Annotated in this window: 9 protein-coding genes; 8 read left to right on the forward strand and 1 reads right to left on the reverse strand. The window is 48.6% G+C overall.

The genetic code is table 11. The annotated features are described in order from the left end of the window. From M3200_RS08335 to M3200_RS08355, 5 genes are all read left to right on the forward strand, one after another. On the forward strand, window positions 1–862 hold an 862-nt coding region (locus M3200_RS08335), incomplete at its 5' end, for a dihydroorotase (RefSeq protein WP_288178241.1). Next, window positions 859–1,929 carry a glutamine-hydrolyzing carbamoyl-phosphate synthase small subunit gene (gene carA / locus M3200_RS08340; protein WP_022383073.1) on the forward strand — a complete coding sequence of 357 codons (1,071 nt, stop codon included), beginning with the start codon at window positions 859–861 and terminating at the stop codon, window positions 1,927–1,929. The genes M3200_RS08335 and carA, both read left to right, overlap by 4 nt. Continuing rightward, window positions 1,919–5,119, forward strand: coding sequence for a carbamoyl-phosphate synthase large subunit (carB, locus tag M3200_RS08345; RefSeq protein WP_022383074.1), 3,201 nt, complete (start codon window positions 1,919–1,921; stop codon window positions 5,117–5,119). The genes carA and carB overlap by 11 nt, the downstream gene beginning before the upstream one ends. A 6-nt stretch (window positions 5,120–5,125) precedes the next feature. Beyond that, a complete protein-coding gene (locus M3200_RS08350) occupies window positions 5,126–5,893 on the forward strand; it encodes a dihydroorotate dehydrogenase electron transfer subunit (RefSeq protein ID WP_022383075.1) in 768 nt (255 codons plus the stop codon). Beyond that, the gene (locus M3200_RS08355; protein WP_022383076.1) at window positions 5,890–6,798 is read left to right on the forward strand and encodes a dihydroorotate dehydrogenase; all 909 of its coding nucleotides are present in this window, start codon (window positions 5,890–5,892) and stop codon (window positions 6,796–6,798) included. The genes M3200_RS08350 and M3200_RS08355 overlap by 4 nt, the downstream gene beginning before the upstream one ends. Window positions 6,799–6,873: 75 nt before the next feature. Here M3200_RS08355 and M3200_RS08360 read toward each other — a convergent pair whose 3' ends face one another. Further along, the gene (locus M3200_RS08360; protein WP_022383077.1) at window positions 6,874–8,307 is read right to left on the reverse strand and encodes an alanine/glycine:cation symporter family protein; all 1,434 of its coding nucleotides are present in this window, start codon (window positions 8,305–8,307) and stop codon (window positions 6,874–6,876) included. A gap of 445 nt (window positions 8,308–8,752) precedes the next feature. Here M3200_RS08360 and M3200_RS08365 point away from each other — a divergent pair, with 445 nt between their 5' ends. From M3200_RS08365 to M3200_RS08375, 3 genes are all read left to right on the forward strand, one after another. After that, window positions 8,753–10,021 (forward strand): peptidoglycan-binding protein, encoded by a 1,269-nt coding sequence (locus tag M3200_RS08365; RefSeq protein WP_022383078.1) that lies wholly within the window; start codon window positions 8,753–8,755, stop codon window positions 10,019–10,021. 245 nt (window positions 10,022–10,266) lie between these two features. After that, complete coding sequence (gene glmU / locus M3200_RS08370) at window positions 10,267–11,646, forward strand: bifunctional UDP-N-acetylglucosamine diphosphorylase/glucosamine-1-phosphate N-acetyltransferase GlmU (RefSeq protein ID WP_022383079.1); 1,380 nt, start codon at window positions 10,267–10,269, stop codon at window positions 11,644–11,646. 185 nt (window positions 11,647–11,831) lie between these two features. Next, on the forward strand, window positions 11,832–12,663 hold an 832-nt coding region (locus M3200_RS08375; protein ID WP_288178242.1), incomplete at its 3' end, for a ribose-phosphate diphosphokinase.

The raw sequence follows: 12,663 nt of genomic DNA on the forward strand, positions 1-12,663 counted from the left end.
AGAAGGCGCAGCCGCTTTCTCTGATGATGGCCATTATGTAGAAAGCGCAAACTTCATGCGCAGGGCTATGGAATATGCAGACATGCTGCACAAGATGGTCATCGACCACGCAGAAGATGCAACCATGTGCTCCGGCGGTTTCATGAATGAAGGAAAGGTATCTTATGCAATGGGCGTGACCGGAAGACCGGCAGCCGGGGAAGATATTGCAGTAGCAAGAGATCTTCTTCTGTCAGAAATGACGGGATGCCATATCCATATCGCCCACGTCAGCAGTGCAAAGGCTGTGGAACTGATCCGCGAGGCTAAGGCGAAGCATGTGAACTGCACAACAGAAGTCACATCACAGCATCTTTACTTTACAGATGAATGGCTGAAGAATTATGAGTCTTCCTTCAAGATGGCACCGCCAATCCGCACCGAAGATGACAGGAAAGCTCTGATTGAAGGATTGAAGGACGGCACGATCGACGCCATCATTACCGATCATGCGCCGCACTGCAACGAAGAAAAGGATGTTCCTTTCAACTGTGCGCCTAACGGTATTGCAGGACTGGAAACGTCTCTTGCTTCTGCGCTGACGGTTTTTTGCCACAACAACGGATTTACGATTGACAGGCTTATTGAACTCATGAGCGTCAATCCGGCCCGTCTCCTTGGCGTAGAAGGCGGAGTTCTTGAAGAAGGAGCTGCTGCTGATATTGTCGTCATCGATCCGGACAAGGAATGGACGGTTCATGGAAATGAACTTTATACGAAATCACTTTTCACGCCTTATGAAGGACTGACTTTGAAGGGCAGGGCTGTGCTTACAGTCGTAGATGGAGAGATTGTCATGAAGGAAGGGAAGGTGCTGAAATGAAAGGCCTCTTGGTTTTAGAAAACGGCGCCCGCTTCGAGGGTGATCTCCTGGGAACAGTAGAAGGAATGGGAGAGCTCGTATTCAATACGGGCATGACAGGATACCAGGAATGCTTTACGGATCCGTCTTATGAAGGACAGATCCTGACACTGACATATCCGCTGATCGGCAACTACGGTGCGAATGATCTTTTCATGCAGAACAGGAAACCGGCTGCTGCAGGATATGTCCTGGATCAGATCACAGAGCATCCGAGCAACTGGGAATGCAAGGAAAAGATTACGGATTTCATTGAAAGATACCATGTGCCATGCCTCTACAATGTAGATACAAGAGCGGTCACAAGAATGGTCCGCATGCAGGGCGTCATGAAAGCTGTCATCGTTTCTGCTGACAGAGGCGAAGATTTCATTCAGGAAGCTCTGGCAAAACCGATGCACAAGAATCAGGTCGAAAGAGTAACGACCGCTTATCCATATACATACGGGGACGGTAAGTACCAGGTATCCCTTCTTGACTGCGGACTGAAGAAGAATATTCTCGTCAGTCTGGCGGCCAATGACTGCACGGTGCATGTATTCCCGGCCCATACAACGGCTGAGGAACTCCTTGCGTTCGATCCGGACGGAATTTTCCTTTCGCCCGGACCGGGAGACCCGCAGGATGTGCCCTATGTCGTTGAAACGGTCAAGAAACTGATCGGAAAGAAGCCGATTTTCGGTATCTGCCTGGGAATCCAGATGCTCTCCACCGCCTTAGGCGCGCATACCTTTAAGCTGCCTTTCGGACACAGAGGATCCAACCACCCGGTCAAGGACCTCAGAACCGGCCGCGTATACATCACGAGCCAGAACCATGGTTATGCAGTTTCCGATGAAGGACTGCCGGATTGCATTGAAGTCACGCACAGAAGCGTCAACGACGGAACCATTGAAGGCATCCGCCATAAGACACTTCCGATTCAGGCAGTGCAGTATCATCCGGAAGCTTCACCCGGACCGAAGGATAACTTCTATCTCTTTGCTGAATTTACGAAGGCCATGGAGGAGTTCAAAAATGATAAATAAAGATGTGAAAAAAGTTCTCGTCATTGGCTCTGGTCCTATTGTCATCGGACAGGCTGCAGAGTTTGACTACGCTGGTACACAGGCCTGCCGCTCTCTTAGAGAAGAAGGCGTGGAAGTTGTTCTTGTCAACAGCAATCCATCCACAATCATGACCGACGTAGATATTGCTGACCGTGTATATATCGAACCGATTACGCTCCCATTCGTAACGGAAGTCATCAAGAGAGAACGTCCGGATGCCCTTCTTGCCACGCTTGGCGGACAGGTCGGCCTTAACATGGCAGTACAGCTTGCTGATGCAGGTGTGCTGGACAAGTATAATGTAAAACTCCTCGGCTCTTCTCTCCATGCAATCAAGCATGCAGAAGACAGAGAACTCTTTAAGGAAGCTATGGAAGAAATCCATCAGCCGGTTCCTGAATCTGAAATTTTCGAAGACCTGGAACCTGCTGTTGCTTTCGCAGATAAGATCGGATACCCGGTCATCATCCGCCCTGCTTATACACTGGGCGGTACAGGCGGCGGCATTGCGCATGACCGCTATGAAATGGAAGAAATCGCCAACCGCGGCATCAAGCTTTCTCCGATCAATCAGATTCTGGTTGAACGCAGCATCGCCGGCTGGAAAGAAGTAGAATTCGAAGTCATGAGAGACGGTGCTGATAACTGCATTATCGTCTGCGCTATGGAAAATATCGATCCTGTCGGTGTTCATACAGGCGATTCCATTGTTGTCGCTCCGACGCAGACTCTGACAGACCAGCAGTACCAGATGCTCCGTACAGCTTCCCTTGATATCATCCGCTATCTCCGCATCGAAGGCGGCTGCAACGTACAGTACGGCCTTGATACCAAGACGAACCAGTACTACGTCATCGAAGTCAATCCGCGTGTCAGCCGTTCATCGGCTCTGGCATCGAAAGCAACCGGCTATCCGATTGCCAAAGTAGCAGCAAAGATTGCCCTTGGAATGCATCTTGATGAAATCACCAATGCCATTACAGGAAATACAAAAGCATGCTTTGAACCGTCGATCGACTATGTCGTATGCAAATTCCCGAGATGGCCGTTTGAAAAGTTCACGCTTGCCGACCGCGAAATCGGAACGCAGATGAAGGCAACCGGCGAAGTCATGGCGCTCGACCGTACACTGGAAGGTGCTCTTCTTAAAGCACTCCGTTCCCTCGAAGTCGGAGGCGGCTACCTGCACCTCGACAAGCTTGACGGACAGTCCCTCTATGATATCCGCTGCCTCTTGAGACGCATTGACAATGAAAGAATCTTTGTTGTCGCTGAAGCACTCAGAAGAGGCATCGAACCTGAAGAAATCAACCGCATTACAAGAATCGACCTCTTCTTCATCTACAAGATCCAGAACATCATTATGATGGAACGCCGTCTCATGAAGGAAGGACTGACGGTAGAATCCCTGAAGGCTGCCAAGAGAATCCAGATGCCTGATGAAGCGATTGCGCATTTCTGCGAAGTTACTCCCAAAGAAGTGGAAAACTTCAAGAGAAAAGCCAACGTGCATCCGGACTTCAAGATGGTAGATACCTGCGCTGCTGAATTTGAAGCGCATACGCCATATTACTACTCCACCTACGGCGCAGAAGACGAAGTAAAGCCGCAGGGGAAGGGTTCCGTCGTCGTATTCGGCTCCGGTCCGATCCGCATCGGGCAGGGCATCGAATTTGACTACTGCTCCGTTCATGCTTCCTGGGCTCTCAGGAAGGCAGGAAAGAAATCCATCGTCATCAACAACAACCCGGAAACCGTTTCGACCGACTTTGATACATCCGATTCCCTGTACTTTGAACCACTGACAGAACAGGATGTCATGGAAATCATCGATAAGGAAAAACCGGAAGGCGTCATCTGCCAGTTCGGCGGCCAGACTGCCATCAACCTGGCAACACCGATGGCAAAACGCGGCATCCGCATTATCGGTTCCTCCAATGAATCCATCGATATGGCAGAAGACCGTGAACGTTTTGATACATTGATGGGCCAGCTTGGCATTGCACGCCCGAAGGGCTGCCTTGTCGAAAGTGTTGAAGAAGCTATGGCAAAGACGGAGGAACTTGATTATCCGCTGATTGTCCGCCCAAGCTACGTCCTTGGGGGAAGAGCCATGCAGATCGTTTATGATCAGGCTGAACTGAAACAGTACCTGAAGGAAGCCGTTGTCGCATCCCATGAGCATCCGGTCCTGATCGACCAGTACATGGTCGGCCGTGAAGTGGAAGTCGATGCCATTTCCGATGGCGTCGATGTCTGCATCCCGGGCATCATGGAACAGATTGAACGTTCCGGCGTTCATTCCGGCGACTCCATTGCCGTTTATCCTCCGCAGCATCTCTCGCAGGAAATCATTGAAACACTGACCGATTACACAGGAAGAATTGCAAGAGCCATGAACGTCAAGGGCCTCGTCAATATCCAGTTCATCGTAGTCAATGGCAAGGTCTATGTCATTGAAGTCAATCCGAGAGCCAGCCGTACGGTTCCATTCATGAGCAAGATTACCGGCATCAACATGGTTGAATATGCAACAAGAGTCGCTCTTGGTGAATCCCTGAAGGATACAGGGCTTCCGCTCGGACTCGTGCCGGACAAAGGCTATGTAGCCGTTAAAGCACCGGTATTCTCTTTCTCCAAGCTGGGACTTGTTGAAATCAAGCTCGGGCCGGAAATGAAATCCACCGGCGAAGTCATGGGCATCGGACACACCTATCAGGAAGCGCTTTACAAAGCAGTCGTTGCTGCGCATCTTACTGTTCCGTCCCATGGCAATGTCCTGATTACCGTCAGCGACCGCGATAAGCCCGAAACAGCTGAACTTGCCCGCGGGTTCGTCAACCTCGGATATCGTCTGATCTGTACATCCGGTACAGGTTCCTATTTCCAGAACCTTGGAATTCCGGTTGAAATCATCAAGAAGATCCATGAAAAGGGCGAAAACTGCGAAAAGTATCTGAAACTTGGCAAGGTAGACATGGTACTCAATACGATTTCCTATGGAAGCCAAATCGAACAGGAAGGCTATGACCTCCGCCGCATTGCGGTAGAACTTGCCATCCCGTGCATTACTTCTCTGGATACAGCCAAGGAAGTACTGCGTGTCATGGCATCGACCGGAGATGGCTATCACGTGGAAGCCATTCAGGATTATGTGAAGGAGAACTGAAAAAGCATGGCAGGTTATGTAGAAAAAGGAATTATTTGGCTTCATAAGAAGATTGCTAAGGACATCTGGCAGATGCAGATTGAACTTCCGCTGACAGCCAGAGAAGCAAAGCCAGGACAGTTCATCCATATGAAAGTCAATGATCCGCGTTACCTTTTAAGGCGTCCGATTTCCATTGCGGGAACGGACCCTGAAAAGGGACTCGTTGAAATCATTTACCGTATCGTCGGAAAAGGAACAGAAGCCATGTCCCATCTGAAGGAAGGGGATGTCGTAGACAGCTTAGGGCCTCTTGGCACATCCTTTTCCATGGATAAGGATCATATCGTAGGCATTGGCGGCGGCATTGGAATTGCGCCGATCCTTTTCATGGCAAGACAGGCAAGACCTGGACAGATGACCGTTGTCATCGGTGGCAGAAATAAGGAAGAAGTATTCTGGAAGGATTTATTCCCGGATACGGTCAGGAAAATGATCGTAACGACGGATGATGGATCTTATGGAATCAAAGGATTCTCCGTTTCCGTGCTTCCTCAGATGTTTGCTGAAGAAAAGGTGGACGAAGCCTGCGTATGCGGACCAGCCATTATGATGAAGACTGCCGCAGAAATGGCAAAGACGGCAGGCGTATACTGCGAAGTCTCTGTGGAGAGAAGAATGGGATGCGGCATTGGCACATGCCTTGGCTGCGTTTGCGACAAGAAGTCAGGCGAAGGCCATTACAAGGTATGCACTGACGGCCCGGTGTTTAACGCAGAGGAGGTAGTATTATGACAAATCTGTCGGTAAATTACCTGGGAATCCCGATGAAAACACCGCTGATCGGCGCGTCCGGGACAGTAGGCTTCGGACTTGAAATTGCTGAATACGTCGACATGAATAAAGTCGGCGCCATTTCCGGGAAGGGCCTTGCGCCGACTCCCTGGAAAGGAAATGAAGGCATACGCGTTGCTGAAACGGATTCCGGCATGCTGAATGCCATCGGCCTTGAAAATCCAGGTGTTCCTTACTTTATTGAGCATTACCTTCCCAAGGTTAAAAAGCTGGGCGTTCCTTTCATCGCCAATATGGTGGGGAAGACGACCGAAGAATATGCAGAATGTGCAAAAATGCTGACGGTAGACGGCGTTGATGCGCTGGAAGTCAATATTTCCTGCCCGAATGTCAAGGAAGGCGGCGTTGCTTTCGGGACAGATCCCAAACAGGCAGCCGCTGTGACAAGAGCCATCAAGGACAGCACGAATCTTCCTGTTATCGTAAAGCTGTCACCGAACGTGACCGATATCGTCACGATTGCAAAAGCGGTGGAAGATGCAGGCGCTGATTCACTGTCCCTTGTCAATACGCTTTTAGGACTTGCCATTGATGTCAGGACAAGACGCCCGATTCTTGGAAATATAACAGGCGGATTCGCCGGCCCTGCCATCAAGCCGGTTGCGCTCCGCATGGTATGGCAGGTGGCAAAGGCCGTCAATATTCCGGTATCCGGATTAGGCGGCATCATGACCGGCATCGATGCCATTGAGTTTATGATGGCAGGCGCAGATACGGTTCAGATCGGCACAGCCAACATCATTGATCCTAATGCCATGGAACGTATTGCCGATGAAATGGATGAATGGTGCGATAAGAACGGCGTCAAGGATATTCAGGAAATCGTTGGTACGCTGAAAGCTTAATAGAAAGCCAACACAAAAAGGACTGCTCATTGAGCAGTCCTTTTCAAATGCTTATTAAGAATGATGGGGACAGCGTTATTTCTTAGCGCCGTTGAAGTTGTTCTCGTCATCCCACCATACGATACCCTTCTGGTTCTTGAGTACTTTCTTGTGGAAAATCGGAAGCTTGATGCCTTTTGCAAGCTGGTCTTCATAATCCTTCAGGCATGTACGAACCTGCGGGAATAAGAGGAGAATAGCTGTAACGTTTGTCAGAACCATGAATGCCATGAAGAGGTCAGCCAGATTCCAGACGAGCGGAAGATCAGCAATGGAACCCCAGAAAATCATGACAGCGATCAGTACGCGGAAGAGATTCAGCGGCCATTTTTTATGAGTCAGATGGCCGATATTGATTTCACCATAGTAGTAGTTGCCGATAAGAGAGGTGAATGCAAAGAGGAAAATCAGGATGGAAACGGCTTTTGGAGCCATAGGTCCAAAGTACTGCGCCAGATCCCACTGTACCAGTTCGATACCGGTCAGTCCGGTAGATGCATAATCACCAGTTAAAAGAACAATGAATGCAGAAGCAGAGCAGATGAAGAGTGTATCGACATATACGCCGAATGCCTGGATCAGGCCCTGTACAACCGGATGATTGGCATCAGCTGTTGCAGCTGCGTTTGGAACAGAACCTTCGCCGGCTTCATTGGAGAAGAGGCCTCTCTTGAAACCAGTCAGGACAGCAGCGCCCATGCCGCCGCCAAATGCAGCCTGCCAGTCAAATGCATCTCTGAAAATGATGTAGAAAACATGCGGCATATCCGTGATGTTGTAAATCATGATGCCAAGCGCAATAACGATGTAAAGGCCTGCCATGAGGGGAACCATCCATTCAGTGACGCGGGCAATACGTCCCATGCCGCCGCAGATGACAGCCATGACAAGAACTGTAACAACAGCTCCGACGACCATACGGTCAGCACCAAGTGCATGGTTCAGCGCAAGGGAAATAGTATTGGACTGGACGGAGTTGTAAATCATGCCGTAAGTAACGGAAATGAGGATGGCAAAGATAGCTGCCCAGAGTTTGTAGCCCAAACCATTTTTCAGGTAGTAAGCAGGACCGCCTCTGAAACCATTTCCGCCTTCACGCGGAACCTTGTAAATCTGAGCCAGGGTACTTTCTACAAATCCTGTAGCCGAACCGATGACAGCAATGAACCACATCCAGAAAATAGCTCCAGGACCGCCGGATACAATAGCAATTGCAATGCCGGCAATATTGCCTACGCCGACTCGGGATGCTGTACTGACGCAGAACGCCTGGAAAGGAGAAATCTCATTTCCTTCTGTTTTTGTGCCGGCCGTATTTGCTATCAGTTTGAACATCGTGCCGAAATAGCGAAGCTGTACTGCTTTTGTGCGAATGGTAAAGTACACGCCTGCGCCTACCAAAAGGACAATGATGACTGACGACCACAGGACGCCGTTGATTGATGAGACAATGTCGTTTAATGACTCCATACCATACTCCTCTTCTTCTTTTAATACAATATATATGTACAAATTCAACTCATTATATAATGTTTTGCCGCTTTGTACAACATCATGAATATAAATTTATCATGACGGGAGGATTAGAAAAGTTAAGGAAAAGCCAGTAAAAGTCCAAAGATACAGGGCGAAAGGAATGCATACATGAAAGGAGAGGAGCTTTCCTGCTGCATGTGTACGCGTGGGATGGACACATGCAAGGATGAGGGCTCAAAAACATGCGGTAATTTGGGATGCCATTGTATATTTCATGCATTTTGAAACATTTCAAACCACGATGCATTTTTCTGAAATCGTGCGGTGAAGAATAAAGGAAATCAGAAGATTTTGTATTTATAAAACAAGGGGTTTCAGGCATATTTTTACAAATTTGGCGAAAAATGGTAAAATACAGAAGTTCGTGGAGGTGATAGATGTGCGTGACTTATATAAATGGAGCTGTGCAGCCGTTTTGTGGCTCATGACTTCCATGGCTGTTTCAGCGGAAACGCTGACGGCAGGTATGAGTGGAAGCGCGGTTGCTGATCTGCAGAATGCACTTGTCCAGGCAGGCTATTTAGCCAGAACCGTAGATGGAGACTACGGCTCGACGACAAAAGAAGCAGTATTCCTTTTCCAGAAGGATCACGGGCTTCCTGCGACAGGGAAAGCAGATGATGCGACCATTGCATCCATCCGAAGAAATGAGAACTCCGGCTACCGCAATGGGGGTGGAGTCGTGTATGCATCTGGCAACAGGGGCGACGTCATCGTTGATATGCAGCTGAGGCTGCAGAAAGCCGGCTATCTGAAAGGCGGCATTGATGGCGTTTACGGGCAGGACACGGAAAATGCTGTCAGGGCTTACCAGAAGGATCATGGATTTCCTGTATCCGGCGTGATTGATGAGATGACATACAATTCTCTTAAAGGGAAAAGCAGTCAGGAGAGCGCCCAGGCCAGGTCAAACCGCCCATCCCGCTTGTATGGAATCGGAGACAGCGGAGACCGGGTGCTCGATATCCAGAATAAGCTGAAGAAGCTTGGATATCTTGACGGGACAGTTGACGGTATTTACGGCGGACTTACCGCCAATGCGGTGAAAGCTTTCCAGGGAGATCAGGGAATTTCTGAAACAGGAGAAATTGATGAAGGGACACTGGATGCCTTGTCTCAGGCCTATGCAGACAGGCCGGGGGATTTCTCCCTTGCTTTGGGCGATTCGGGAAAAAAGGTCATTCTTCTTCAAAACAAGCTTCTTCTGCATGGATACAATCCCGGAACGGCTGACGGTGTTTACGGGCAGAGCACGGCTGATGCAGTAAAAGCTTTCCAGGCTGAGCAGAATCTGGCAAGGACGGGGAGCGTAGACAGCAATGTCTGGAAAAGACTGGATGATCCGCCGTGCTTTACCGGAAACTATATCAAGGTGTTCCACATGGAAGCAACAGCTTATACGCCAAATGACGGGAATGGAAACGGGCATACGGCGCTTGGCGGTTTTGCAGGGAAGGGTCACGCCGCTGTCGATCCTAATGTAATTCCGCTTGGAAGCATCGTTTTCATTGAAGGATATGGCTACGCTATCTGTGATGATATCGGCGGCGCCATTCATGGCATGATTATTGATGTCGGAGTTGATACATTAGATCAGGCATATGCGTGGGGAACAAAACCGCGCGTAACAGTCTATCTCATAAAATAAAAGCAGGCAGGTGGTCTTATGGCCGCCTGCTTTTACTTTTTCGCCAATACACAGGAAAGTTTTCATGAACTGTATTTTTCAGGACGATTTTTTCTTATGTATACGCTGTTTTCCTTGCCATGAGATGTGTCATTTGCTAAAATAAAACTCATGGGTTTTATTAAATTTTTTATTTGAACACAAAAGCTCTGGGAAATTCTTTTCCGGTATTTTGCATTTCATTTTGTTGCAGTTCAGGAGGTTGTATGGCAGAGTTGACAGCCGTCATTTTGGCAGCCGGTCAGGGAACCCGTATGAAATCTGCTTATCCCAAGGTGCTTCACCGTGTGTGCGGCGTACCGATGGCTGAGCAGGTCATCCGTGTTGTCAGACAGGGCGGATTTGAAAAGTGTGTCGTAATCACAGGTTTTAAGGAAAAACTTGTAAGAGAATGCCTGGAAGATAAAGAAGTCGTATTTGTGCATCAGGAAGAACAGCTCGGAACAGGTCATGCCGTCATGCAGGCGCTGCCTGAATTCAAGGATGATCCGGAAGGATATGTTCTTGTCGTCTGCGGAGACACCCCGCTTCTTCGCGCTGAGACAATCAGGGATCTGACGGATACATGCATTTCCAATGGAGCATCCGCTGCGGTTTTGACTGCTGTTCTGGATAATCCATTCGGATACGGAAGGGTTCTCCGTGATGAAAAAGGGAATATGACATGCATCGTAGAGCAGAAGGACGGGACGCCTGAGCAGCTTTCCGTTCATGAAATCAATACGGGGACCTATGTGTTCCGCGCAAAGGATCTCATTGATGCTTTGGGACGTATTGACAACAAAAACGCGCAGGGCGAGTATTACCTGACCGACGTGTTTGGCATCATGATCCGCGATGGAAAGAAAGTCATTCCGAAGATCTGCGATAATCCTGAAGAAACCGAAGGCGTCAATTCACGCATTCAGCTTGCTGAGGCAGACAGGATTCTCCGCCTCCGCAAGGCAGAGAAATTGATGGCTGAAGGCGTCAGCATCATAAATCCGGAGAATACATATATCGGACAGGATGTAAAAGTGGGAAGAGACACCATCCTCTATCCGGGGACGATCCTTGAAAGTCATACCGTGATTGGGGAAGGATGCGTCATTGGTCCCGATACCCAGCTGACAGATGTCACCTGCGGCAGCTTTACTCATCTGAACCGCGTTTATGCACATGAATGCAAAATCGGCTCTTATAATGAAATCGGACCTTTCGTTCATCTTCGTCCAAATACCGACCTTCATGATCACATAAAGATCGGAAACTTCGTAGAAGTGAAGAATTCTACTGTTGGAAATGGCACAAAGCTTCCGCATCTCATTTACTGCGGTGATTCCGATCTCGGCGAAAATGTGAATTTCGGCTGCGGCACCGTTACCGTCAACTTCGACGGCAAGGAAAAACACCGCTGCAAAATTGATGATCACGCTTTCATCGGATGCAATACAAACCTTGTGGCTCCCGTTCATATCGGAGAACGCGCCTTTACGGCAGCAGGGTCTACCATAACAAAAGATGTTCCTGCCAATGCGCTTTCTGTTGCACGCGCAAAGCAGAGAAATATCGAAGACTGGGTCAAGGATGACACTTACAAAGATTAATTCCTTGACACTGTGAATTTGTGAATCTTTTGTTATGATTAAATTTCAAAAAAGTAATAAAAATTTTCAGATATCCAAGTAAAACTGGTATATAATGAAATGGAATAGTCCGGTTAGGGACAAATCAGCAATTCCATATAAATTTTTAACTTTCATCTATGTGAAAGGAAAGGGAGAATCAGCAAATGGACATGGAAGACACTTCTAAATTGAAGATTTTTACGGGTACCGCGCATCTGGCTCTGGCAAAGGAAATTTCTGACTACATTGGAGTCCCGCTCGGTAAAGCAATCTGCGGCCGCTTCAATAATGGAGAAATACAGGTCATGATTAATGAAAGCGTCCGTGGTAAGGACTGCTTTATCATTCAGCCGACTGGTGCTCCGGTTAATGATAACCTGATGGAAATGCTGATTATGGTTGATGCGCTCAAGAGAGCTTCTGCACGCCACATCACTGTTGTTGTTCCATATTATGGATATGCTCGTCAGGACCGCAAGACAAGAGGCCGTGAACCGATCAGCTCCAAGCTGGTTGCCGATCTCATGTCCACTGCCGGCGTGACAAGAGTTGTAACGATGGACCTTCATGCAGGACAGATCCAGGGCTTCTTCAATGTTCCTGTCGATCATCTGATGTCCGCATCTCTTCTGGCAGATTATGTAAAATCCAAGAATCTGGAAAACCTGACCATCGTTTCTCCTGACCTTGGCGGCGTAACAAGAGCCAGAGAACTGGCTGACCGTGTAGGTGCTCCGATCGCCATCATTGAAAAGAGACGTCCGGAACCGGGCGTTGCTAAAGTCATGAACATCATCGGCAACGTAAAAGACAGAAACTGCTTCGTTGTTGATGATATCGTTGATACAGCAGGATCCCTCTGCGAAGGTGCCAAAGCTCTTGCCGAATATGGCGCTAAAGGCGTATATGCTGCAGTCTGCCATCCGGTACTGACAGATCCGGCTACCGAAAGAATCAAGAATTCCAACATCAAGGAACTGATTGTTACCAATTCTC

This window comes from Dialister sp. CAG:357 (assembly GCF_000435155.1).
In the GTDB taxonomy this organism is placed as follows: Bacteria; Bacillota; Negativicutes; order Veillonellales; family Dialisteraceae; genus Dialister; species Dialister hominis.